This is a genomic window from Prevotella sp. HUN102, from assembly GCF_000688375.1.
In the GTDB taxonomy this organism is placed as follows: domain Bacteria; phylum Bacteroidota; class Bacteroidia; order Bacteroidales; family Bacteroidaceae; genus Prevotella.
Genome location: NZ_JIAF01000004.1, coordinates 1,212,895 through 1,235,058, shown reverse-complemented (window position 1 = coordinate 1,235,058; position 22,164 = coordinate 1,212,895). Strand labels below are relative to the sequence as shown.

30 protein-coding genes are annotated in these 22,164 nt (G+C 40.6%); 2 read left to right on the top strand and 28 right to left on the bottom strand.

Annotation, left to right across the window (positions count from 1 at the left end):
- Window positions 1–8: 8 nt before the first annotated feature.
- On the top strand, window positions 9–671 hold the full coding sequence (locus tag P150_RS0110265) for a septal ring lytic transglycosylase RlpA family protein (protein WP_028897602.1): 663 nt from the start codon (window positions 9–11) through the stop codon (window positions 669–671).
- Between the two features lie 63 nt (window positions 672–734).
- Here P150_RS0110265 and P150_RS0110260 read toward each other — a convergent pair whose 3' ends face one another.
- The 5 genes from P150_RS0110260 to P150_RS0110240 form a co-directional block, all read right to left on the bottom strand.
- Complete coding sequence (locus P150_RS0110260; protein ID WP_036932357.1) at window positions 735–1,262, bottom strand: hypothetical protein; 528 nt, start codon at window positions 1,260–1,262, stop codon at window positions 735–737.
- Between the two features lie 103 nt (window positions 1,263–1,365).
- Window positions 1,366–2,022 carry a hypothetical protein gene (locus P150_RS0110255; RefSeq protein WP_028897600.1) on the bottom strand — a complete coding sequence of 219 codons (657 nt, stop codon included), beginning with the start codon at window positions 2,020–2,022 and terminating at the stop codon, window positions 1,366–1,368.
- Window positions 2,019–4,247 (bottom strand): dynamin family protein, encoded by a 2,229-nt coding sequence (locus P150_RS0110250; protein WP_028897599.1) that lies wholly within the window; start codon window positions 4,245–4,247, stop codon window positions 2,019–2,021. The genes P150_RS0110255 and P150_RS0110250 overlap by 4 nt, the downstream gene beginning before the upstream one ends.
- Window positions 4,248–4,249: 2 nt before the next feature.
- The gene (locus P150_RS0110245) at window positions 4,250–6,295 is read right to left on the bottom strand and encodes an ankyrin repeat domain-containing protein (RefSeq protein ID WP_028897598.1); all 2,046 of its coding nucleotides are present in this window, start codon (window positions 6,293–6,295) and stop codon (window positions 4,250–4,252) included.
- A gap of 59 nt (window positions 6,296–6,354) precedes the next feature.
- Window positions 6,355–7,848, bottom strand: a complete 1,494-nt coding sequence (locus P150_RS0110240; RefSeq protein WP_197018082.1) for a dynamin family protein — start codon at window positions 7,846–7,848, stop codon at window positions 6,355–6,357.
- Window positions 7,849–8,581: 733 nt separating this feature from the next.
- On the opposite strand from P150_RS0110240, the gene P150_RS0110230 reads away from it, so the two are divergent.
- Entirely contained in the window at window positions 8,582–10,018 is a 1,437-nt protein-coding gene (locus P150_RS0110230) for a hypothetical protein (protein ID WP_028897596.1), read from the top strand.
- 438 nt (window positions 10,019–10,456) lie between these two features.
- On the opposite strand, the gene P150_RS0110220 is transcribed toward P150_RS0110230, so the two are convergent.
- The 23 genes from P150_RS0110220 to rplP form a co-directional block, all read right to left on the bottom strand.
- Window positions 10,457–11,272, bottom strand: coding sequence for a hypothetical protein (locus P150_RS0110220; RefSeq protein ID WP_028897595.1), 816 nt, complete (start codon window positions 11,270–11,272; stop codon window positions 10,457–10,459).
- A gap of 147 nt (window positions 11,273–11,419) precedes the next feature.
- Window positions 11,420–11,905: a 50S ribosomal protein L17 gene (gene rplQ, locus P150_RS0110215; RefSeq protein ID WP_028897594.1), complete on the bottom strand. Its 486-nt coding sequence runs from the start codon at window positions 11,903–11,905 to the stop codon at window positions 11,420–11,422.
- A 29-nt stretch (window positions 11,906–11,934) separates the two neighbouring features.
- A complete protein-coding gene (locus P150_RS0110210; protein WP_028897593.1) occupies window positions 11,935–12,933 on the bottom strand; it encodes a DNA-directed RNA polymerase subunit alpha in 999 nt (332 codons plus the stop codon).
- 14 nt (window positions 12,934–12,947) lie between these two features.
- Window positions 12,948–13,556: a 30S ribosomal protein S4 gene (rpsD, locus tag P150_RS0110205; protein WP_028897592.1), complete on the bottom strand. Its 609-nt coding sequence runs from the start codon at window positions 13,554–13,556 to the stop codon at window positions 12,948–12,950.
- A gap of 37 nt (window positions 13,557–13,593) precedes the next feature.
- Window positions 13,594–13,983, bottom strand: coding sequence for a 30S ribosomal protein S11 (rpsK, locus tag P150_RS0110200; protein WP_028897591.1), 390 nt, complete (start codon window positions 13,981–13,983; stop codon window positions 13,594–13,596).
- A 79-nt stretch (window positions 13,984–14,062) separates the two neighbouring features.
- Window positions 14,063–14,443, bottom strand: coding sequence for a 30S ribosomal protein S13 (gene rpsM / locus P150_RS0110195; protein WP_004361628.1), 381 nt, complete (start codon window positions 14,441–14,443; stop codon window positions 14,063–14,065).
- Between the two features lie 97 nt (window positions 14,444–14,540).
- The gene (gene rpmJ, locus P150_RS0110190; protein WP_004335771.1) at window positions 14,541–14,657 is read right to left on the bottom strand and encodes a 50S ribosomal protein L36; all 117 of its coding nucleotides are present in this window, start codon (window positions 14,655–14,657) and stop codon (window positions 14,541–14,543) included.
- Window positions 14,658–14,669: 12 nt separating this feature from the next.
- Window positions 14,670–14,888 (bottom strand): translation initiation factor IF-1, encoded by a 219-nt coding sequence (infA, locus tag P150_RS0110185; protein WP_004335772.1) that lies wholly within the window; start codon window positions 14,886–14,888, stop codon window positions 14,670–14,672.
- Between the two features lie 3 nt (window positions 14,889–14,891).
- Window positions 14,892–15,692, bottom strand: coding sequence for a type I methionyl aminopeptidase (gene map, locus P150_RS0110180; RefSeq protein ID WP_028897590.1), 801 nt, complete (start codon window positions 15,690–15,692; stop codon window positions 14,892–14,894).
- A 23-nt stretch (window positions 15,693–15,715) separates the two neighbouring features.
- The gene (gene secY / locus P150_RS0110175; RefSeq protein ID WP_028897589.1) at window positions 15,716–17,047 is read right to left on the bottom strand and encodes a preprotein translocase subunit SecY; all 1,332 of its coding nucleotides are present in this window, start codon (window positions 17,045–17,047) and stop codon (window positions 15,716–15,718) included.
- Between the two features lie 4 nt (window positions 17,048–17,051).
- Window positions 17,052–17,498: a 50S ribosomal protein L15 gene (gene rplO, locus P150_RS0110170; protein WP_028897588.1), complete on the bottom strand. Its 447-nt coding sequence runs from the start codon at window positions 17,496–17,498 to the stop codon at window positions 17,052–17,054.
- 25 nt (window positions 17,499–17,523) lie between these two features.
- Complete coding sequence (rpmD, locus tag P150_RS0110165) at window positions 17,524–17,700, bottom strand: 50S ribosomal protein L30 (protein WP_028897587.1); 177 nt, start codon at window positions 17,698–17,700, stop codon at window positions 17,524–17,526.
- A 20-nt stretch (window positions 17,701–17,720) separates the two neighbouring features.
- Complete coding sequence (gene rpsE / locus P150_RS0110160) at window positions 17,721–18,233, bottom strand: 30S ribosomal protein S5 (protein WP_028897586.1); 513 nt, start codon at window positions 18,231–18,233, stop codon at window positions 17,721–17,723.
- A gap of 6 nt (window positions 18,234–18,239) precedes the next feature.
- A complete protein-coding gene (rplR, locus tag P150_RS0110155) occupies window positions 18,240–18,584 on the bottom strand; it encodes a 50S ribosomal protein L18 (RefSeq protein ID WP_028897585.1) in 345 nt (114 codons plus the stop codon).
- Between the two features lie 20 nt (window positions 18,585–18,604).
- Complete coding sequence (gene rplF, locus P150_RS0110150; RefSeq protein ID WP_028897584.1) at window positions 18,605–19,171, bottom strand: 50S ribosomal protein L6; 567 nt, start codon at window positions 19,169–19,171, stop codon at window positions 18,605–18,607.
- A gap of 14 nt (window positions 19,172–19,185) precedes the next feature.
- On the bottom strand, window positions 19,186–19,581 hold the full coding sequence (gene rpsH / locus P150_RS0110145) for a 30S ribosomal protein S8 (protein ID WP_028897583.1): 396 nt from the start codon (window positions 19,579–19,581) through the stop codon (window positions 19,186–19,188).
- A gap of 115 nt (window positions 19,582–19,696) precedes the next feature.
- Window positions 19,697–19,999, bottom strand: a complete 303-nt coding sequence (gene rpsN / locus P150_RS0110140; RefSeq protein WP_028897582.1) for a 30S ribosomal protein S14 — start codon at window positions 19,997–19,999, stop codon at window positions 19,697–19,699.
- A 6-nt stretch (window positions 20,000–20,005) separates the two neighbouring features.
- Window positions 20,006–20,560 (bottom strand): 50S ribosomal protein L5, encoded by a 555-nt coding sequence (gene rplE, locus P150_RS0110135; RefSeq protein ID WP_028897581.1) that lies wholly within the window; start codon window positions 20,558–20,560, stop codon window positions 20,006–20,008.
- On the bottom strand, window positions 20,560–20,877 hold the full coding sequence (gene rplX / locus P150_RS0110130) for a 50S ribosomal protein L24 (protein ID WP_028897580.1): 318 nt from the start codon (window positions 20,875–20,877) through the stop codon (window positions 20,560–20,562). The genes rplE and rplX overlap by 1 nt, the downstream gene beginning before the upstream one ends.
- A gap of 21 nt (window positions 20,878–20,898) precedes the next feature.
- A complete protein-coding gene (gene rplN, locus P150_RS0110125; protein ID WP_028897579.1) occupies window positions 20,899–21,264 on the bottom strand; it encodes a 50S ribosomal protein L14 in 366 nt (121 codons plus the stop codon).
- Window positions 21,265–21,266: 2 nt separating this feature from the next.
- Complete coding sequence (rpsQ, locus tag P150_RS0110120) at window positions 21,267–21,533, bottom strand: 30S ribosomal protein S17 (protein ID WP_036932187.1); 267 nt, start codon at window positions 21,531–21,533, stop codon at window positions 21,267–21,269.
- A 2-nt stretch (window positions 21,534–21,535) separates the two neighbouring features.
- Window positions 21,536–21,730, bottom strand: coding sequence for a 50S ribosomal protein L29 (gene rpmC / locus P150_RS0110115; protein ID WP_028897577.1), 195 nt, complete (start codon window positions 21,728–21,730; stop codon window positions 21,536–21,538).
- 5 nt (window positions 21,731–21,735) lie between these two features.
- The gene (rplP, locus tag P150_RS0110110; RefSeq protein ID WP_028897576.1) at window positions 21,736–22,164 is read right to left on the bottom strand and encodes a 50S ribosomal protein L16; all 429 of its coding nucleotides are present in this window, start codon (window positions 22,162–22,164) and stop codon (window positions 21,736–21,738) included.

Sequence of the window (22,164 nt, the reverse complement as noted above, 5' to 3'; positions counted from 1 at the left end):
ATAACTTTATGAAAAAAATCAGAACGCTCCTGATAGTTATTCTAACATTTACAGGCTTTACCACCTCGTTTGCACAAACGAGTGGTAAAGCCTCTTATTATAGTAACAGTCTCCACGGCAGAAAAATGAGCAATGGAGAACGCTACGACAGAAACGACTTCACTTGTGCCCACAGATCGTTGCCTTTCGGTACAAAACTAAGAGTGATAAATACGAGAAACGGACAAGAGGTTGTTGTCCGCGTTACAGACAGAGGGCCGTTCGTGAGAGGCCGACTGATCGACCTCTCGTATGCCGCTGCCAAACAGATTGGAATGATTGCCAGTGGTGTCGGTTCCATAAGAATTGAAGTGCTCGGTGCAGACTACGTTGATCCCTTTATAACAACCGAACCTGCAAACATCAAGATGGCTGAAATTGAATACGGCTTGGCAGGCGTATGCTATGAATTTATCCCGGAATGGGAGGATTTAGGCAAGATAGAAGAGCCGAAGAGAATAGCCCGCAAGGTTTCAAGCATCAAGACAGCTTCACACAATAAGAAAGAAAAGAAAAGGAATGCTGAACCAACAACACTCAATGAAACTCCACATTACAAAGGTGCAGCAGCCCGATGGACTGATTTTTTCTCTACGATTGAAGAAGAAGCTGCCCACTCTTCTGACAAATAAAAAAGAGTTCGGGACAAACCCGAACTCGATTCTAACTCATCAACATTAAGCAATAAAATTGTTTCAAACGGATGCCAACATCTTTGAAACATATCCGTTGTGGCGAAACCATTTGTGCGCCCAGTTTGGAACCATAAAGATATAGCCCGATATGTCTTCGTGCGGCGCACAGTCCAACTGATTGCCTATTATATCTGCTGCCTCACGCAAAGAAACTCCACACTCTTTTGCAATAGCTTCGCGCAGAATATCATAGGTAATATTGCGAATGGCAGCAGCCGTGATGGGCCGTTCGGAAATCATTCGCAACAGTTCTTCTTTGCCGGGTGTTTTCACTTTCGGCCCAACTCTCAACCCTTCAAAGCTGTATTCGCCGTCTACCTTGTACATCTCGAATCCCTCACGCCTGTTGCGCTCATTGCATTCCTCTGCCATCTGTCTTATCTTCGGATTGCTAATCCGTGCCAACACTTCATTGATTATCGGCTGATGGCGCAGCTCGCCGTATGTATATCCCTCTCCGTTAATTCCACCTGAGCCAGATGGAATATCAGAGTCGGAGATATTGCATTTAATGTTACTTCCAAACATATTCATTTTATCCAACAGGTTCATTACAATATATTAGAAACTCCTGGTTGCAGAAAAATCTCATTAATACAAATCATAAAACTTCAAATAACATATCAACCTTCTATATTAAAGCGGAATACTTCTGTATTTGAGAATTTACCGCATTCTCTATCGCAGTGATAATATTCTTCTTGTACAGCATAGTTTGTTCCCGTAACTGTGAAGACGTTGTTGATGAAGAAGTCATTGTGTAGAACTCAGACATAGCAATGTCTATAATCTCATACAGATAAATTTTAGAGTATAATTCATCTTTTTCGTTGTCAGAGATTTCAAGATTATCAATAGCCAACCTTATCTCTCTCTGTTTCAGTTCCATAAACTCCTGCCAATCACTGGTAATCTTTTTTACAGTTTCTACAACTCTATCAGTAATATAATTCCTTACAACATTGATGTCGGATGAAGATACAAATGCCGAGGCATTTGTGCCAGATGATTTCTTTGATAATTTGAATCCACCATAAGCGCAGGCAGCTGATATACCCAGAAACACCAACTTAAAAGAAGATGCAATTACACCTAACAAGGAAACACCGGCAACACCATACAATATATACGGTGCCGACGAAGATTCAGTCTGCTTATCTTCAAGATGATTGCCTGCATTTGCAGATGTTCCAAAGTTCATCCCTGCAAAATATGTTTCAACTTTCTGCTTCAAGCGTGCGCCTTTAGCCTCTATCTCGCTATTGGCATTCAATATTCTTTCTTTCATAATCCTTTGTTTTTATAAAGAACTGATAATTCCGTTAAATATTTTATTATCTCATCTATATCATTGAGAACCGTAACCTTATCCAAAAGGTCTTTCTCAAGTTGGTTCAGATATTGCTCTCCTTCTTTCTTCAGATTGCCTGAGAAATTTAATTTCAAACCTTCTATTTGCTCAACGACTTCTTTTAATTTCTTATCAATCTCTTTCCTAATGTCAATACGAATTGACTCAGCTAAGGTTATATATCTCGTTTTTAAAAACTTTATATGATTATCCAAAGCAGAATTCAATATTGGTATTACACGACCTTTAGACACATTATAAGTTGAAGAGGGGATTACAAAACGGGTTGCTTCAGCATACCCTTTATTTGTGTAGTCTTTCTTTATTTCTCCAATTGACAGAATTCTCTTATGCCCAATATCCTCCAAACAATAACCAATAAGTTTTCTGTAATATGAATCATTAAAAGAACTACTCATTATTTTGACCTCAAATTCACTTATACTGTTAGTAAGGCGTTCAGAAATTTTATTCAATGTTGCATTAAAGAGTTCAGCCCATTTCTGATTCCAACTTTCAGCATAAGTTTTTACTGCACCTTCAAAATTTGCTCCCAACTTTAAACAATTAATCTGATAATAATCAAATTCATTTGTATTGTGTCCCCAAAGCCAACCTTTATGAGTGATATCTGACGTTGTTTTTTCAAGTGGAATGTCCCTAATCTCATTAAATTCAATATCATTAGATATCTGTTTAACATTATCCTGAAGATTTTCCTGGAAATTCTTGAAAATATGTCTGAACTCATCATCAAGCTCTTTGAAAAGCCTGCCCTGTATCTCTTTCTGCTGTTGGATTTCGGCTACGGAAGTAGCATTCAACTCCTCGCGTCTTTCCTTAAATTCGCGAAGAATATTTTCTATTTCATCAGCAACCTGTTCACCGTTTCTACTAAAAAAGTTCTTTACCTTTTCCTGAATAATAGTTTCTTTATTGTTCAAGAAAACTCCATCAAGATATTTATCTTTGATATCTGAGATATTCGCCAATCCCTTGAAAGTTTCCTTAACATCGGCTTCGGTAGAGAAATAATCCGGATAGTAACGCTTCATCTGCTTTACTATTTGCTTCTCTACATCATCCCATTTATCTGAAGGCTTCTCAGCAATAGAATATCCTATGCCGGCAGTGGTGTCGAGCTTCATCTTGCCACGAAGATTTTCATCTATTGTGTCAGACAACTGTCGAAGCCTCTGCTTAAACTTTTTGGTTTGCAATTCCACGGTATCAACCAAGTCGCCCTTTGGCTCATTCTTCATTTCCCTGTCCGCACCAATATCCTGCAAAACAGAATCGAACTTACTGGCAAGAATAACCACACTGCCAATGCCGGAGCCTCCTATGCGGGAATTTAAGAAACCGACATCACCGCTTCCCATAAAATCAGTAGATGCACTCAAGAGAAAAACACCGTGACAGGAATGAAGGAATGTACGTGTTCTGTTTTCTCGTGAGATAACCGGGTCGTTCACTCCAGGTGTATCCACGATTCGCAGTCCCTTCAACCGAGCATCATTCATCTTTATATAAAGGCTCTTCACCACCGACGTGTATTCTCCACTGGCTCCAACATACCGTTCCAATACGTTTTGCAGGTCTTTCAAGTCAGAAAAAGACTTAGCCTCTTCCTTGCTGCCTATCTTCTGTCTGGCATTGGCACCACACGCCGCAACCATTTCGTGCGCAGACCTTACTTTCTCACTGGTTCTACTGTCGATTTCTTTCCTTATAATACTTTCAGGTGCTCCTTTTTCCTGTTTTCTTACTTCCTGTTCAATCAGCTTATAATCTTCATCCTGTCTTACAAAAACCTCCCAATCATTTTCATTAAAGTATTCCACAACGAAAACATTTGAATCAGCATATTCAATAATGGTAAGCCCTGCCGTCATAGGAGTGGACGCCTTTGGAAGCACGTCTTCTCCATTGAAGAACAATGAATTGAGAAAAGACGACTTTCCGGCTTTCACTTGTCCGACAATACCAATTTGCAAGGTATTGTTATTATCAAACAATTCATTTCCTCCCTCTTTAAATTCTTTAAACGTACTTTCAAGCTGTGTTACATAGCCTTTCAAGCCATCGTAACCTACTGCTCGAAGGGAATCTAATTTTGATTCAGAATTACTTATTAAGTAACCAAACTGTTCTTTATTCATAATTATAAAGCATTATAAATTTCATTTTCTATCCACTTAGAGAATGTCTGCCTCGTTGCCAAATCCTCTACGCTCTCCCCTTTACTTGTTTTTGTATAGATAAGGTCTTCATCAAAATCAAGAAGCATTTTACAGATATCTCGATACTGATTTTCCACCGCTGTATGAAAAGCATTGTATCCTCTATTGTCCTTTATGGCAGGATCGGCACCATTATTCAACAGAAATTTAACCATATTGTTATTGCCCGATTCCACTGCATACGTCAGGGGATTATACCCGTCAGCATTGCATTGAGCTACATCAACCCCTTTTTCAAAGCTGCGAAGAAATGATTTATAATCATCTTTACGAATGCAATCATAGATATAGGGAGCAGTGTCGGCAACATATACTGTCGCGGCTCTATTCTTCTTATTATACTGCGCAATTCCTAAATCAATGGCAGCCATAAGATTTCGCTTGTATTCTCGCATATCTTTTATAAGCATTTCCTCACTCTCCTTTGATTTTAACAATTCCTCACATTCCTCAATTGCATTTTCATACCATTCTTTCGCCTTCTCTTCCAAAAGATTTTCCATTTCTTTAGCTCTTTGCACCAAGTCGCCCCTATATTTTTTTTTATAAACAGAATACTTTATCGTATCATTATCTCTTCTGCAATTTTTTATAGTATTATTAGCTCGACTTATAGCCCTATCCAATATACTGGAACTCCCCCAATGGTCATTCTCTTCAAAATTACAAACACCATTATAAAACTCTATAAATCTACTAAGAATGTTGGAAGAAGAGGCACAACAACTATCCAGTACATCAGATAATTCTTTATAATGATTTGCTAATTCATCCGATAACTTATTCCCTGCATTTTTGTAATCTCTATAAGATTTTTCAAGAATATTCTTATCTTCTACCTTTTTCTTATAATCTTCTTCTATACTACTGATATACTTTTCGCTTTCAAGTATTTCAAGATCAAAAAGCATACCAACCAAATCTCTCAACCTCTTTTGCTCATTAATTCCATTTCCAAAAGATTTTGCACTCTTAAGAATTTGAGCAAACCGCATACGATTCTTGGAATAATAGATTTTATTATCCAAGGTTGAGAAAGCTATTATATCTATGATTTCTTCTTTAGAAAATTCCTTGTATAATGTTTTTGCGGCGGACTCTACAATCTTTGCCGATTCAGCTTCTCCTTTTTTATCAGCCTTATTAAAGATTATAACCTTCCTGCCTTTGAATTGCTTGATAAGTTCAATATCATCGGAAACAGTTGTACCCCGTTCACAGTCAATGAGCCAAAACAGCACATTTCCTTCCGACATCGCTTCCAATGCAGTTTCCTTATCTGTTTTTCCATTAGACTTATTAGCCTTTTCCGAATTGTTATACCCCGGAGTATCGATAAAAACAATTCCATCCAACTCTTTATTTGGGATTTCTACGAAAAGTTTATCAAGAACAGAGGCAAGATAGATATTCGATTCCTTAGCGTGCTGAATAGCCTGCAATACCCCTAAATCCAAATCTACCAAGACATTCTTCAGATTTATGCCTTTTACCTTTATAGATTTATTATTTTTGGAACAATACAAATAGGTTTTTACAACAGAAACCGGCTCCACTCCCGTAGGCAAAAGACTTGAACTGGATGTTAAACGATTCAAGAAAGAAGATTTTCCCGAAGAGAATCCACCAGCAACAACAATCTGGGTGTATCCAGTATTCTCTCTCTCGGACAGCGTCCAAGAAATTTGCTGTAAATAATTCTCCAAATCATATTGAAAATCCTTATCATATAAGCTATATCTATTTTCTTGCAAATATTCGCTAAATGATAATCCTCTTAATTTCTTTGCATAGGCATCGTTAATAATCTTCCAAAAGATATCTGTCTCCGCAGAAGGTCTGACAGAACATATTTTTGCCATTAACCCCATTACGGTTTCCGGATTTTCATAAGGGTTTACTTTTATGATCCTATTTATTGAAGAATGCTTGCCAGCATCTTTTTTCTGCTTACGCACTAATGCCATATTCAAAAGTTTTAAGGAGGATATGGCAATCTGACATATCCTCCCACGTTAATGTATCATCAGAGATTCTCTGCAATAGCGTTCAACTCGGAAATCGCAGTATTCAATTGATTCAGTTCGCTCTGAACATCTTCCTTTGTTCTGGTTGCATCGGCAATCTTCTCACGGAGACCTTCCTTCACTTTCTCCATCTTGGCAACAAGTTCTTCCTGAATCTTATTTCTAATTTTCTGCTGATTATCCTCAACCATCTTGAAAACAGTTGGATGCAAACCTTCTATCAGCTGATTTACACCCTGACCTATTACCTTTGCACGAACCTCTTCAAGAATTTCATCATCAGATTTACCAAACAACCAATTAAGAATTTTTGGAAGCACAGGAAGGATAAAACCGATAATCTTACCCCATATTCCACCTATATTTAAAAACTTGCCCAAGAAAGAATACAAAAAGCCATACATATCTCCAAAGTCATCCATAAAACCACCATCAACTTCAATAACAGATAAGTTCTTTATAGATTCCTGAACCGCCTGCCCTAAAGCAGCAGAATACTGCTTGCTTTCCTCCTGTATGGAGATTACAATCTCTTTTCTTACTATACTAATAATAAAAGCCTTGATGCTCTCTTGACTCTCTCGGTTGATTATCATTTGAGCAATATCCGTAGCCTTGGCCTCCAACGCAGCACGCACGTTGTCCAAGATGTCCTGAGTAGACTTCTCTGGTGTATCGGCAGTGCTGTTTGTTGTAGGCAATTCAGCCTTGACGTTTTCAATTTCCTCCTCTATTGCCTTCAGTTTCTCATCAACATCAGCAATATCCTTTGTTCTCACATCAATACGTGTCTTAAGCTGACTCGTAACAGACTTAACAATCTGTTTAAACTGAGCACTAAGTTTTTCAGCCAGAATTTGGTTTGCATCGAGACTTTCAAGATATTGTGTCAAACCACTTAAATTGCCGTTTACAGCACAGGCAGTTGAAACGTAAGGATTTTGATGTCCCAGCTTTGTCAATTGATAGCGAATATATTCTGCAATATCATTGACATCAGTTTCAGGCTTCTTATCAGTTTTTGATATTACCACCGCAAGGTTCATCTTGTAGTCGATAAGTTCGTTCATAAACGCCAATGTATTACCACGCAAAGAACCCTGTTCAACATCAACAACCAAAACAAATGCAGTTCCTGTGTCAATATAATTTGCAATAGCTGCATCGTGCCGCTCTATACCTGAACCGATACCGGGCATATCAACCAGGATGATTCCTCTTTCCTGAAGTTTCTTTACCGGAATGCTGTTACAGAAAACTTTGGCTATATCACCGGGCTTCGTATCCAATTTAGCTATATCGGCTAAAGGTTTGGAGTCTACCTTAGTCCCGTCGCGAAACAACTCCACAACTTCCATTTCGCTGAAATACAGTTCATAAGCCACGGCAGTTTCCGGCATAGTATCTACCGGCAACATTCCGGGTTTTCCAGTAAAGACGTTCAACAACGAACTCTTCCCCGCACTGAATACGCCAATCAATGGCACCTTCATATATTGAGAATCTTGCAGTTCTTTAAGAAATGCTTGTGATTTTTTCTCAAATTCAACTTTTGCTTCACCTACAAGCAAAGATGATACTTCAGTAACCTTTTCTAAAGCTGTTGAAAATTTCAATAAGTTGTTCATAAATAATATATTATAAGATTAATGTTTCGTGTTTCTACTATTAGACAGGGATGCTCCAAACTTCCTTTCCAGCTCGCAAGTTCCCTATCGAATTTGCGAAAGTACAGATTGGGCTTACCAGATTCCAAGATACGGAAAAAGGGAACACGGTCCCGCTTTATCTCTATTTATCCGGTAAGGTTCTGGAAATAACCGTGGAGTCTAAATAAAGTAAAGACAGTCCGCGCTCCCATATAAGAATGAGAGCACAGAACCTGCCTAAACTCGATTATTGACTCCTCGTTGAATTTTCCAGATTTAACCGGGATATAATCGCGTTTGCAAGTTTTGCTCATACGAAGCAGAGGAATAAATATCCATCTGCTTGTATTCGCAAAATTAACATAAATATAGCAATTATCAAAATTTTTCATTCTGTTTTTCAACTATATGAATTGTTTTTTGTTGCCGACAAGAAATAACTGCCTATTCAAAGGCAAACTTTATCGGCTTGTCTGCAAAGAAAATAAAAAAAAGAGAGTAGGAACTTACTTTTTTTATGTAATTTTGTTTACGCTATAATTTTATGGCACTTTTAGTAATATAATACGAAAAGATAATGGAGGAACAGAAAACTCTTACGATTGAAGAGCGTCTGAAGACCATCGAAAACCTCAGACTTCTTTACAATACAAAGGAGGAGCTTCACAACTTTGTTGGCATAAACCCCAACAACAACAATTCTCTTGCAAGAAAGGGTGGCAATGACCAGTTTCTGAAACGTGCCATCTACCACGAACTTGCGTTTGAGGCGTTAGAAAGGACAGGGATGCAGATAGACGAAGTGCTGGACGACTACGAAGAGATAAACAGCCTGTTTGATTGCCACTTGAAGAAGAACAAGAGCAAAGCGCAATACGAGTTCAACGTAAAAATGTGCGAAACACTTTGTGCTGTTTGCATTTACAACAAACCGATAGCTGATATTGAAGAACCTGAAATACAAGAAGTCTGCAAGAAAGCCTTTGACGAAGAGAATGGCATAATAAACGCAGACATTGCAATGCTGATTCTTCTGCTTTTGGGAATCATACCGCACAAAGGACAAAACGGAGATGTAAAGGACATTGTTGGCGATTGCGGGAAGCTCTACAACTTTTTCCGCAAACTGCCTTATGAAGAAGAAAGAATGCTCATAAAGGAACCTCCAAGACTGGACTTGCTGAAACAGATTATAGAAAACAAAGACGAAAGCATTTGCAGGCTCGACCTGATAAGGCTCTGTCGGGAGGTTATTTTTAATCTAAAGACTATTTCAAGTTCTGAAGATTTCAAAGACGTAACGAAGTGGATGGAGGATAATATGCTCTACCCTCAGATGGATGGTTATTGGCTTTCCGACAACCATAAAGCCGGCGATGGCGATGCGTGGTTTATAGAAGAGCGATGCGATGCGTATGTCTTCACACATTTCGCAAAAGACAAGAAGAAGGAATCGTTTGCAGCATCAATATACTTTGAAGCAGATAGCCTCAAAATGTATATATCTCATCCTAAAAACATAAAGGAACTCATTGAAAAAAAGCAATTCAATCGGGAGTATATGATGTATCTCAGCATTGATATGGACAACATAGATACGCCAGACCTGATTACCATCTCGCCATTTATGCTAAAGAAGAATTGGTTCAATATCAATAAATTAAGAAGAGTAACTGACGAAGGAGAGATAGAATATCTAAAAAGAACGACTGCAAACTATACTGACAAATTTGCAGATGATGACTATTCATTCACTATCTCCGTCGCTGCAATCACGCATCGATATGTATATGTGGAAGATGACGAAAAGGAATGCACATACAAAGTGCCGGTAGAGCTTTATCCGAAAATAGAAGACTGTAATATAGATGACATTATCGGCATTATCAAGTTAAAAGATAAGAGATACATCGGCTTCCAGAATCTGAATCTCTACATTGATGTAACCTCAAAAAAGGATTGTGATGAAAGCGAGATTATCATAGTTGAGAACAAAAATATAATCTTGGAATAGCAACTTCTTACCGATTCACAGAATAACTTTATTTTTCTGCATTCAGGTTTATAGTTTCAATGAGCTGAATGCCCATATTGCAAATGACCGAAGAACGCAGTGCATTCTTCGGTCATTTGCTTTCCATTCTTGCGAAGATGGGAACGCACTCTTCGCAAGAATGAAAACTGATAGTTTTCCTTTTGAATTTCAGCCATTTACAAATCCTCGGAATGACTAAAGGATGCCACAGAATCACAAAACAGCTCCGGAGCAGCAAGTACAGATAGGGCAAAGCCTTCAAGGATGGCACAGAACTTTAATTCAAAACGATTGAGGCATTTAGCCCGCAATAATCGTTTATACAAAGATATCTGTGCCGCTCTTGAAGGCTTTGCCTTGTTTATCTACCATCTTTTAAACTCGAGTTCAAGTTTGCCTCAAACCCGGATAAAAGTTCTACTTCCGTGTAGGAATCTTAAATTCTATCACTCTGCTGATACTTTTTTGTCCTTGAAGTACAGTCAATGCAAACGTGCATTCGCCATTTTTCAATTTCTTGTCAGCCTGTATAATGGCAGTATATCTTACTGCGCTTCCAGAATCGAATCGTCCGATATGAATTGAAGGACTGATATTGATGCGTCGGTGCTTACCAATTTCTACAACAGAAGGTTCAACATTATACAAGGTCTGACTTCCCAAGTTTCTGATTTCAAAAACAATCTTACCGATTTCGCCACGTGATAATACTCCGTCCTGATTGTCATCGACAAAGCTAACGTTTGATATTTCTACATTAGGCATTCCTCCGTAGGCTTCCGGTGTGCTTCCCACCGTGGATTGAGAAGGGACAATGCGAGTTGATGGAGCAATGGAATAGTTGCCGGAGTGGTTGCTGTTCTGAAAATCATACATCCTGTCGTCTCCCGAATTGGTTGAATCAAAACCATTCTCATCAATTACGGAAACATTGGAGCCGTAGGGATTGTAGCCTATCGACTTATTATGCTGGATCTGCTCATAACGGTCGTGGATGCGTTCCTTTTCCTTCTTGTCGGCCTGCGCGCCAACTGTTGCGCCAATAACGGCTCCACCTGCCATTCCTATGATAGTACCAACATCAGAACCACGCTGACCACCTGCTATGCCCCCTATCGCACTACCGAGAACCGAGCCGATGGAACTGCCAGTGAACGCTCCTGAACCGGTAAACGTTCCACAGCTACTCAACAAAATCAATACAGCAAACGCTAAAACTATATTCTTTCTCATAACTATCTATCTTAACTTAATTGCAAAAATACGAATAAAGGGAAAACAAGAGGAAATAAATTCCCTATTTGTAGGAGGATTTTCCCTATACGAAAAAACCTCGGCACGAACGTACCGAGGTTTATCTTGATAAGAGATACTCTTAAATTATTCAGCCTTTGTTTCTTCAGTAGCCTCTGTTGCAGTCTCAACAACAGTTTCTTCAGCCTTCTTTGTTGAACGACGGCTACGGCGGGTCTTCTTAACTTCAGCCTTAGGAGTCTTAGCCATATTTTCATCATAGTCTACCAACTCGATGAAAGCGATAGGAGCAGCGTCTCCCTGACGAGTACCGAGCTTGATAACACGTGTGTATCCACCCGGACGGTCGCCTACCTTAACTGAGATTTCCTTGAAGAGTTCTGTAACAGCTTCCTTATTCTGCAAATAACGAAAAACAACACGACGTGAGTTGGTTGTATCTTCCTTTGCCTTTGTAATCAGCGGTTCTACATACTTCTTCAAAGCCTTAGCCTTTGCAAGGGTCGTAGTGATTCTTTTGTGCTGAATCAGCGATATAGCCATGTTAGCGAGCATGGCTGCACGATGATCGGCAGTACGACCCAAATGGTTGAATTTCTTATTATGTCTCATTTTGTTTTTTCTTGTTTTGAATAAGTCTATTACTCCTTATCCAGTTTATACTTTGTAATGTCGGTTCCAAATGACAGATTCAGACTCTCGAGCAAATCATCAAGCTCGGAAAGCGATTTCTTACCAAAGTTACGGAACTTCAAGAGATCAGTCTTGTTGTACTGCACGAGGTCGCCCAATGTTTCGACATCAGCTGCCTTGAGGCAGTTGAGTGCGCGAACGCTAAGGTTCAGACTGGAGTCTGTGAGCTTAGTCTTGAGCAACTGGCGCATGTGCAACACCTCTTCATCGAACTCCTGATTGCTCTCCTGATCCGGACTCTCGAGAGTGATCTTCTCATCAGAGAACAACATAAAGTGATAAATGAGGATTTTAGCAGCCTCTTTCAGTGCATCCTTCGGGTGGATGGAACCATCTGTAGAAACTTCAATAACCAGTTTGTCATAGTCGGTCTTTTGCTCAACACGATATGGCTCAACTGAATACTTTACGTTTCTGATTGGGGTGTAGATCGAATCGATTGGGAGTACGTTAACATCAGTGCAGAACTCACGATTCTCTTCAGCAGGAACATAACCACGTCCCTTGTTGATAGTTAAATCAATCTGCAATGAAGCCTTTGAGTCTAAATGACAAATCACCAAATCAGGATTTAACACTTCAAATCCAGTCAGATACTTGCCAATATCACCTGCCTTGAACTCTGTGGAATTCTCAACGGTAATACTAACTTTCTCATTCTCGAATTCTTCTACTACTTGCTTGAATCGAACTTGCTTCAGATTCAAGATGATGTTGGTAACATCTTCCTTTACACCCGGCACTGAAGAAAACTCATGCTCAACACCTGCTATGCGAATAGTGTTGATAGCATAACCCTCCAGCGATGAAAGGAGGATGCGGCGCAGGGAGTTACCAATGGTAACACCAAAGCCAGGCTCAAGAGGACGAAATTCGAACTTGCCGAACTGGTCATTGGCCTCCAGCATCACGACTTTATCAGGTTTTTGAAATGCTAATATCGCCATTAATTTAATGATTTTTATTGTTTAGAGTACAACTCAACGATTAATTGCTCCTTAATGTTCTCAGGAATGTCAGCACGGTCTGGCTTGTGAAGGAACTTACCACTCTTAGAGTTTTCGTCCCATTCAATCCAAGGATACTTGCTGTGATTGAAACCTGCCAAAGCTGCTTCGATTACCTCGAGAGACTTTGCCTTCTCGCGAACACCAACAATATCGCCGGCCTTAACTGCAAAAGATGCAATGTTTACGACCTTACCATTTACTACGATATGCTTGTGAGATACGAGCTGACGTGCTGCTGCACGTGTAGGAGCGAGGCCAAGACGATAAACTACATTATCGAGACGGCTCTCAAGGTTCTGAAGCAGCACCTCACCAGTAATACCGTCTGCCTTTGCAGCACGGTCAAACATATTGCGGAACTGACGTTCGAGAACACCATAAGTATATTTTGCTTTCTGCTTTTCAGCGAGCTGAGCACCATACTCAGAAACCTTGCGACGGCGGTTGTTACCGTGCTGACCTGGAGGGAAATTTCTCTTAGCCAGTACCTTATCTGCACCGAAGATTGGCTCACCAAAGCGGCGTGCAATTCTTGATTTTGGACCTATGTATCTTGCCATAATAAAATTTAATTCTTTAAATTGTTATAAGATGTGATTATACACGACGACGCTTTGGAGGACGGCAACCGTTGTGTGGTAATGGAGTTACATCGACAATCTCTGTAACCTGAATCCCCGCAGCATTGACAGCACGAATTGCGCTCTCACGACCGTTACCCGGACCTTTCACAAATGCCTTTACCTTACGCAGACCGAGGTCGAAAGCTACCTTAGCACAATCCTCTGCCGCCATCTGAGCAGCGTAAGGAGTGTTCTTCTTAGAACCACGGAATCCCATCTTACCAGCAGAAGACCAAGAGATAACCTGACCTTCATTATTTGCTAAAGATACAATGATGTTATTGAATGAACTGTGTACGTGGAGCTGGCCCAATGCGTCAACTCGTACGTTTCTTTTCTTAGATGTTGCTGATTTTTTTGCCATAATTTCTTTTTAGTTTAAAAGTCTTAAGTCTATAAGTTAATGAGTCGCAGACTCTCAACTCTCAACTCTCAACTAAATTTTACTTAGTAGCCTTCTTCTTATTAGCAACAGTCTTCTTCTTTCCCTTACGGGTACGAGCATTATTCTTTGTACTCTGTCCACGAACTGGAAGACCATTACGATGTCTGACACCACGATAGCAGCCAATATCCATAAGGCGCTTGATGTTCATCTGGATCTCTGAACGGAGATCACCTTCAACTTTGAATTCAGCACCGATAATTTCACGGATCTTAGCTGCCTGGTCGTCAGACCATTCGCTAACTTTCAGGTCGCGGCTAATGCCTGCCTTATCCAATATCTTTGCTGAACTACTTCGACCGATACCATAGATATAGGTCAATGCGATTTCGCCACGCTTGTTTTGGGGCAAATCTACTCCAACAATTCTTATTGCCATTGAATGTAATTAATTAAAAAAATGTAACTTTACGTTTTAAAGCACGCAAAGGTAATCATTATTTGGCTTAAAAATTACCTTTTATGCTTTTTTAACCTTAACCCTGACGTAATTTAAACTTAGGGTTTTTCTTGTTGATAACGAACAAACGGCCCTTACGACGCACGATCTTGCAGTCCGCTGTACGCTTCTTTAATGATGCTCTTGTCTTCATATCTCTTGTTGTTTATTTGTATCTGAAAACTATTCTGCCTTTGGTTAAGTCGTATGGACTCATCTCAACCTTTACCTTGTCGCCGGGTAAGATTTTGATGTAGTGCATTCTCATCTTTCCAGATATGTGTGCTATAATTTCAACACCGTTTTCCAATTCAACACGGAACATTGCATTTGAAAGTGCTTCAAGTATTGTTCCGTCCTGCTCAATAGCAGTTTGTTTTGCCATAATTTAAAATTTTTGTCTTTCTAAAAGTTCAATTTCTTCAAAAGAAGATAAAATTTCAGCTTTGCCTTTTCGAACTGCTACCGTATGTTCAAAATGAGCTGCGGGCTTTCCATCACGTGTTACGATATTCCAATGGTCTGGAAGCATTCCGATATATCGACTGCCTAAAGTTACCATTGGCTCTATTGCAATACACATTCCACTCTTCAACATTGTACCATTCCCACGGCGTCCGTAATTTGGTATTTGTGGATCTTCGTGCATTTCACGCCCTATGCCGTGCCCTGTCAGTTCTCTTACAATTCCGTAGCCCTCAGCCTGACAAGTATCTTGAATTATCGACCCGATGTCGCCAATGTGATTACCTGCCTGAGCTTGTTCAATTCCTTTATATAAAGAAAGTTTTGTAATCTCAAGGAGTTTTCGCACCTCAGCATCTATTTCACCTACCGCAAATGTATAACAGCTATCGCCATTGAATCCATTCAAATAAGTTCCACAATCTACCGAGATTATATCTCCTTCTTTTAGTATAACCTTGCTGCTTGGTATTCCGTGAACAACAACGTCATTGACCGAGGTACAAATGCTTCCGGGAAATGGTTCTCCAAGATGATTGGGAAATCCTTTAAAGGTTGGCGTTGCTCCGTGATCACGAATGAACTCTTCAGCAATTCTATCCAACTCTAAAGTTGAAATTCCTGGTTTAATGTGGCGGCCAACCTCTGCCAGTGTCTTTCCCACCAGCAGGTTGGCCTCCCTCATAAGTTCTATTTCATCTTCTGTCTTGAGAAATATTTTCACTTCTTAAGAAAAAGATTTAATTATTAAGCAGCACCGTTGTTGCGAGTATGTCCGGAATTGAGCAATCCGTCATAGTGACGCATCATCAAGTGTGATTCAATCTGCTGGAGTGTGTCGATAACAACACCAACAAGAATCAACAGTGATGTACCACCGAAGAACTGACCAAATGAATCCTGAACATTCAACAATCCAGCAAGTGCAGGCATAACAGCGATGAATGCAATTGAAAGCGAACCGGGGAGCGTTATACGAGACATTACTGTATCAATATAATCTGCCGTATCCTTACCAGGCTTAACACCGGGAATGAAACCATTGTTACGCTTCATATCTTCAGCCATCTGAGTAGGGTTCAGAGTAATCGCTGTATAGAAATATGTAAATGCAATTATCAAAATCACATAAATCACATTATACAACAAACTCTTTGTATCCATCAAAGACTGGAGCACAGGGCTGGTAGATTCAGTTGAGAACTGAACAAGAGTCAAAGGAATGAACATCAAAGCCTGAGCAAAGATGATAGGCATTACGTTGGCTGCAAATAACTTCAAAGGAATATATTGGCGAGCACCACCGTATTGTTTGTTTCCTACAACTCTCTTAGCATACTGTACTGGAACCTTGCGTGTACCCTGCACGAGAAGAATTGCTGCACATACAACCAAATATAAAACAACGATTTCGATAATGAACATTACCAAACCACCACTTGTGATTGCCGTAAAACGGCTTGTTACTTCCTGGAAGAAAGCCTGTGGAAGTCTGGCGATGATACCAACCATAATAATGATTGAAATACCGTTGCCTACACCTTTATCAGTAATGCGTTCTCCGAGCCACAAGATAAACATAGAACCTGCTGCCAAGATAATAGAAGCAGGGATGATGAAAGCAGTCCAGTCGACGCCCGTTGCAAGGGCGCCAGCTGCCTGTGCTTTCAAATTTATGAGGTACGCCGGAGCCTGGAACAGCAATATAATTACTGTCAAGATTCGAGTATACCAGTTTATCTTCTTATGACCACTTTCGCCTTCACGCTGCATCTTTTGGAAATAAGGCACCGCAACAGCGAGGAGCTGCATCACGATAGAAGCTGAGATGTATGGCATAATTCCTAATGCGAAGATTGACGCATTGGAGAATGCACCACCGGAGAACATGTCCAAGAGCGACATAAGGCCGCCTGCCGTCTGTGACTGCAATTTTTCCAACATACTCGGATTAATGCCCGGAAGCACTACGAACGAGCCAAAACGGTAAATAGCTGTAAACAGAATGGTAATGAGGAGTCGCTGACGCAAATCCTCAACCTTCCAACAGTTCTTCAGTGTCTCAAAAAACTTTTTCATTAACTTAGATTATAGTTGTGTTACCACCTACTGCCTTGATAGCTTCTTCGGCAGTCTTAGAGAACGCATTAGCTTCTACGTCTACCTTAACCTTCAATTCTCCCTTGCCGAGAATCTTAACCAATTCCTTGCCATTGGTAAATCCAGCAGCCTTCAATTCTGCAATACCAATCTTAGTAAGGTTATTCTTTTCAGCAATAGCCTGAAGTGTAGACAAGTTCACTGCGAGGTATTCCTTGTGGTTGATATTCTTGAATCCACCCTTTGGTACACGACGCTGGAGAGGCATCTGACCTCCTTCGAAACCAATCTTTCTCTTGTAACCAGAGCGAGCCTTAGCACCCTTGTGTCCACGTGTAGAAGTACCACCGAGACCAGAACCCGGACCACGGCCAATACGACGACGTGAATGAGTAGAACCAGCAGCTGGCTTCAAATTATTTAATTTCATAATTCTGTTTCTTTTATAAGATTAATTAATCAATAACTGATACCAGATGGTGAACCTTGCGGATCATACCACGGTTGCTTGGAGTATCTTCAATCTCTACAACCTGAGAAATCTTGCGAAGGCCAAGGGCCAACAAAGTACTCTTCTGGTCTTTAGGAGCGTTAATACGGCTCTTAATCTGCTTTACTTTAATAGTTGCCATAAATAAAAACCTCCTTATAATTAACCGTTAAAAACTTTATCCATACTGATTCCACGCTCGCCAGCTACCGTATAAGCATCGCGCATCAATGCGAGAGCGGCAATTGTAGCCTTTACGAGGTTGTGAGGGTTTGATGAACCCTTTGACTTAGCAATCACGTCAGTAACACCTGCACTCTCAAGAACAGCACGCATAGCACCACCGGCCTTAAGACCAGTACCGGCAGCAGCCGGCTTGATGAGCACCTGTGCTCCACCGAAATGTGTTTCAACTTCGTGAGGAACAGTTCCCTTCAACACAGGAACCTTTACAAGGTTCTTCTTAGCTGCGTCTGTACCTTTTTGGATAGCTGCTGTAACTTCACCTGCTTTGCCAAGCCCCCAACCGATAACACCTTTACCGTCACCTACAACAACAATAGCTGCGAATGTGAAAGTACGACCACCCTTTGTAACCTTGGTTACGCGGTTAATTGCAACCAAACGGTCCTTCAGTTCAACGTCACTATTTACTTTTACTTTATTCATTGCCATAATCGTTTAGAAATTAAGACCTCCTTCACGAGCGGCATCAGCCAAAGCCTGAACACGTCCGTGATAAAGGTAACCGTTACGGTCGAAAACAACCTGTTCTATACCAGCTGCCTTTGCCTTTTCAGCAACAAGAGCACCAACCTTCTTTGCCTGTTCAATCTTAGCCATCTTTTCGAGGCCAGCTGAAGAAGCTGAAGCAAGTGTAGTTCCTGTAAGGTCGTTAATAACCTGTGCATAAATCTGCTTATTACTACGGAAAACGCTCAAGCGTGGGCGTTCAGCAGTACCGTTCACACTCTTGCGAATGCGGAACTTTATCTTAAGTCTTCTTTGTTCTTTCTTAGTTGTCATAATCGTAATGATTTTTAAAGTTACTTAGCTGAAGCTGACTTACCAGACTTTCTGCGAATAACCTCACCCTGGAACAGGATACCCTTACCCTTATAAGGTTCAGGCTTACGGAAAGAACGGATTTTAGCACAGATGAGACCAAGCAGTTGCTTATCAGCTGATTCGAGAATGATGATAGGATTCTGGTTACGCTCACTCTTTGTCTCGACCTTAACTTCCTTAGGAAGCTGGATGAAGATAGGGTGTGTATAACCAAGAGAGAATTCAACCAAGTTGCCCTGATTAGAAACACGGTAACCTACACCAACAAGTTCCAAAGTATTCTCGTAGCCTTCGCTTACGCCAACAACCATATTGTTAACAAGTGAACGATACAAACCGTGGAAAGCCTGCTTCTGCTTGTAATTTACCGGGCTATTCTCATCAACCTCAAAAGTTACCTGACCTTCTTCGATTATAGTCTTGATAGATGGGTTAACGTACTGTGAAAGTTCACCCTTCGGTCCTTTGGCTGTAACAACGTTGTCCTTGAATGTTACTGTAACACCCGCAGGAATACTAATTGGTAATTTTCCAATTCTTGACATAGTAAATCCTCCAATTAATATACGTAGCAAAGAACTTCACCGCCGATTTTCTCTGCAGCTGCTTCCTTGTTAGTCATTACACCCTTAGACGTTGAAATGATTGCGATTCCAAGTCCGTTAATTACTCTCGGCATGTCTTTGTAACCAGTATACTGGCGAAGACCTGGTGTAGAAACGCGCTTCAATTTCTTGATTGCGTTCTGCTTTGTTACAGGATCGTACTTGAGTGCGACCTTGATTGTTCCTTGAGGACCATCTTCTACAAACTTGTAGTTCAAGATGTAACCCTTCTCGAAGAGAATCTTTGTAATAGACTTCTTCAAGTTAGACGCAGGAACTTCAACAACACGGTGATGAGCCATGATTGCGTTTCTGAGTCTTGTCAGATAATCTGCTATTGGATCTGTCATAAAAATATAAATGTTTAATTAATCGGGACTTCCCCGACAATATTAAAAAAAATGCTTGTAGCATTCAAGCGTTACGCATTTCATTCGGAATGAAACGCATAACGCAGGAAATGATTTACCAGCTTGCCTTCTTTACTCCAGGAATGAGACCCTGTGAAGCCATTTCACGGAACTGAATACGAGAGAGACCGAACTGACGGATATAACCCTTTGGACGGCCAGTCATCTTGCAACGGTTGTGAAGACGGATTGGGTTTGCATTCTTCGGAATAGACTGGAGTTTACGAGCAGCCTCGTAAGCTTCACCCAGATCGTCAGAAGTAGCGATAATCTTTTTAAGAGCTGCGCGCTTTTCAGCGTAACGAGCAACGAGCTTTGCACGCTTAACCTCGCGAGCTTTCATTGATTCTTTTGCCATATCTCTTTAATCGTTTTTAGCATTCTTGAATGGAAGACCAAATGCCTTCAAGAGCGCGTAGCCTTCTTCGTCAGTCTTTGCTGAAGTTACAAAAGTAATGTTCAAACCCTGGATGCGGTCTACCTGATCGATATTGATTTCTGGGAAGATAATCTGCTCAGTAATACCGAGTGTGTAGTTACCACGACCATCCAACTTGCTTTCAATACCCTTGAAGTCACGGATACGTGGCAATGAAACGCGCACAAGTTTCTCGAGGAACTCATACATACGCTCACGACGCAAAGTTACCATAACACCAATAGGCATCTTCTTACGGAGCTTGAAGTTTGCAATATCCTTCTTAGAATATGTCGCAACTGCCTTCTGACCAGTTATTGCAGAGATTTCGTTGATAGCAACTTCGATAATTTTCTTATCCTGTGTTGCATCGCCCAAACCCTGATTGATAACAATCTTCTTCAGAACAGGAATCTGCATAGCTGAAGTATAGTTGAACTGCTTCTGCAATGCTGGAGCGATCTGCTCCTTATACTGCTTTTTTAATTGTGCTGTATTCATTACTTAATTTCCTCCCCTGATTTTTTAGCGATTCGCTTAACGGTTTTGCCCTCACGCTCGATTCTGATACGTGTTGCCTTGCCGCTCTTTGGATCGATCAGACTTAAATTTGAGATATGAATAGGAGCCTCCTGCTTCACAATACCTCCCTGAGGACTTGCTGCAGATGGCTTTGTGCTCTTGGAAACCATATTGATTCCTTCCACAAGGACGCGTTGCTTATCAACGATAACCTTGAGCACCTTACCAGTCTTGCCCTTATCAGAGCCAGCAAGAACGATAACTTGATCGTCTTTCTTTATATGGAATTTTGCCATTTTATTATTCTGTTTAAATAATTAAAGAACCTCAGGAGCCAAAGAAACGACCTTCATATTCACTGCACGCAATTCACGTGCAACAGGACCGAAGATACGGCTACCACGGATTTCGCCAGCATTGTTAAGCAACACACAAGCGTTATCATCGAAACGGATGTATGAACCATCAGCACGACGAATTTCTTTCTTAGTGCGTACGATCAAAGCCTTTGATACTGTACCTTTCTTAACATCACTAGATGGGATGACGCTCTGTACAGCAACTACGATAACGTCACCAACACTTGCATAACGACGGCGGGTACCACCGAGAACGCGGATGCACTTCGCTACGCGGGCACCGCTGTTATCACATACTGTAAGTTTTGATTCTGACTGTATCATAATTACTTAGCTTTTTCTACTATTTGAACTAATCTCCATCTCTTTGTCTTACTCAAAGGACGAGTTTCCATAATGAGCACTGTGTCGCCGATGTTAGCTTCATTCTTCTCATCATGCGCATGGTATTTCTTTGTCTTCTGGACAAACTTACCATATATAGGGTGCTTTTCCTTGAACTTAGAAGCAATAACGATGGTTTTATCCATTTTGTTGCTAGTTACGACACCCTGTCTTACTTTTCTTAAATTTCTTGTTTCCATCTGGACCATTGTTATTTATTAAGTTCTCTCTGACGTAGTTCAGTCTTCATACGTGCTATATCACGACGAGCAAGCTTAATCTGAGATGGATTCTCAAGTGGAGTAACCTGATGATTCAGTTTCATCTTGTCGAGTGCTACTTGAGCATTCTCGATTTTCTCTACCAATTCTTTGGTATCGAGCTGTTTTACTTCGTTAATCTTCATCTTTCTTAAGCGTTTTTATCGAAATCACGTCTTACAACAAACTTTGTCTTAACAGGTAGCTTCTGAGCTGCGAGACGAAGTCCCTCCTTAGCTATATCAAAGCTTACACCTTCTACTTCAAAGAGGATACGACCTGGTGTAACCGGTGCAACCCATCCTGCTGGATCACCCTTACCCTTACCCATACGTACGTCCGCAGGCTTGCGAGTAATTGGTTTGTCAGGGAATATACGGATCCAGACCTGACCTTGACGATTCATATAGCGGTTCAATGCTATACGAGCGGCCTCAATCTGACGGCTGTCGATCCATTTTGGCTCAAGTGTCTTGATACCAAAAGAACCAAAAGCCAATTGTGTACCTCTGTGTGCGTTGCCTTTGTTGCCACGCCCATCTTGAGGTCTTCTATATTTTACTCTTTTTGGCTGTAACAT

Excerpts from the sequence above, each read along its gene's own strand:
- P150_RS0110265 (WP_028897602.1), top strand. The coding sequence starts at position 9 with ATGAAAAAAATCAGAACGCTCCTGATAGTTATTCTAACATTTACAGGC.
- P150_RS0110260 (WP_036932357.1), bottom strand. The coding sequence starts at position 1,262 with ATGTTTGGAAGTAACATTAAATGCAATATCTCCGACTCTGATATTCCA.
- P150_RS0110255 (WP_028897600.1), bottom strand. The coding sequence starts at position 2,022 with ATGAAAGAAAGAATATTGAATGCCAATAGCGAGATAGAGGCTAAAGGC.
- P150_RS0110250 (WP_028897599.1), bottom strand. The coding sequence starts at position 4,247 with ATGAATAAAGAACAGTTTGGTTACTTAATAAGTAATTCTGAATCAAAA.
- P150_RS0110245 (WP_028897598.1), bottom strand. The coding sequence starts at position 6,295 with ATGGCATTAGTGCGTAAGCAGAAAAAAGATGCTGGCAAGCATTCTTCA.
- P150_RS0110240 (WP_197018082.1), bottom strand. The coding sequence starts at position 7,848 with ATGAAGGTGCCATTGATTGGCGTATTCAGTGCGGGGAAGAGTTCGTTG.
- P150_RS0110230 (WP_028897596.1), top strand. The coding sequence starts at position 8,582 with ATGGAGGAACAGAAAACTCTTACGATTGAAGAGCGTCTGAAGACCATC.
- P150_RS0110220 (WP_028897595.1), bottom strand. The coding sequence starts at position 11,272 with ATGAGAAAGAATATAGTTTTAGCGTTTGCTGTATTGATTTTGTTGAGT.
- rplQ (WP_028897594.1), bottom strand. The coding sequence starts at position 11,905 with ATGAGACATAATAAGAAATTCAACCATTTGGGTCGTACTGCCGATCAT.
- P150_RS0110210 (WP_028897593.1), bottom strand. The coding sequence starts at position 12,933 with ATGGCGATATTAGCATTTCAAAAACCTGATAAAGTCGTGATGCTGGAG.
- rpsD (WP_028897592.1), bottom strand. The coding sequence starts at position 13,556 with ATGGCAAGATACATAGGTCCAAAATCAAGAATTGCACGCCGCTTTGGT.
- rpsK (WP_028897591.1), bottom strand. The coding sequence starts at position 13,983 with ATGGCAAAAAAATCAGCAACATCTAAGAAAAGAAACGTACGAGTTGAC.
- rpsM (WP_004361628.1), bottom strand. The coding sequence starts at position 14,443 with ATGGCAATAAGAATTGTTGGAGTAGATTTGCCCCAAAACAAGCGTGGC.
- rpmJ (WP_004335771.1), bottom strand. The coding sequence starts at position 14,657 with ATGAAGACAAGAGCATCATTAAAGAAGCGTACAGCGGACTGCAAGATC.
- infA (WP_004335772.1), bottom strand. The coding sequence starts at position 14,888 with ATGGCAAAACAAACTGCTATTGAGCAGGACGGAACAATACTTGAAGCA.
- secY (WP_028897589.1), bottom strand. The coding sequence starts at position 17,047 with ATGAAAAAGTTTTTTGAGACACTGAAGAACTGTTGGAAGGTTGAGGAT.
- rplO (WP_028897588.1), bottom strand. The coding sequence starts at position 17,498 with ATGAAATTAAATAATTTGAAGCCAGCTGCTGGTTCTACTCATTCACGT.
- rpmD (WP_028897587.1), bottom strand. The coding sequence starts at position 17,700 with ATGGCAACTATTAAAGTAAAGCAGATTAAGAGCCGTATTAACGCTCCT.
- rpsE (WP_028897586.1), bottom strand. The coding sequence starts at position 18,233 with ATGGCAATGAATAAAGTAAAAGTAAATAGTGACGTTGAACTGAAGGAC.
- rplR (WP_028897585.1), bottom strand. The coding sequence starts at position 18,584 with ATGACAACTAAGAAAGAACAAAGAAGACTTAAGATAAAGTTCCGCATT.
- rplF (WP_028897584.1), bottom strand. The coding sequence starts at position 19,171 with ATGTCAAGAATTGGAAAATTACCAATTAGTATTCCTGCGGGTGTTACA.
- rpsH (WP_028897583.1), bottom strand. The coding sequence starts at position 19,581 with ATGACAGATCCAATAGCAGATTATCTGACAAGACTCAGAAACGCAATC.
- rpsN (WP_028897582.1), bottom strand. The coding sequence starts at position 19,999 with ATGGCAAAAGAATCAATGAAAGCTCGCGAGGTTAAGCGTGCAAAGCTC.
- rplE (WP_028897581.1), bottom strand. The coding sequence starts at position 20,560 with ATGAATACAGCACAATTAAAAAAGCAGTATAAGGAGCAGATCGCTCCA.
- rplX (WP_028897580.1), bottom strand. The coding sequence starts at position 20,877 with ATGGCAAAATTCCATATAAAGAAAGACGATCAAGTTATCGTTCTTGCT.
- rplN (WP_028897579.1), bottom strand. The coding sequence starts at position 21,264 with ATGATACAGTCAGAATCAAAACTTACAGTATGTGATAACAGCGGTGCC.
- rpsQ (WP_036932187.1), bottom strand. The coding sequence starts at position 21,533 with ATGGTCCAGATGGAAACAAGAAATTTAAGAAAAGTAAGACAGGGTGTC.
- rpmC (WP_028897577.1), bottom strand. The coding sequence starts at position 21,730 with ATGAAGATTAACGAAGTAAAACAGCTCGATACCAAAGAATTGGTAGAG.
- rplP (WP_028897576.1), bottom strand. The coding sequence starts at position 22,164 with ATGTTACAGCCAAAAAGAGTAAAATATAGAAGACCTCAAGATGGGCGT.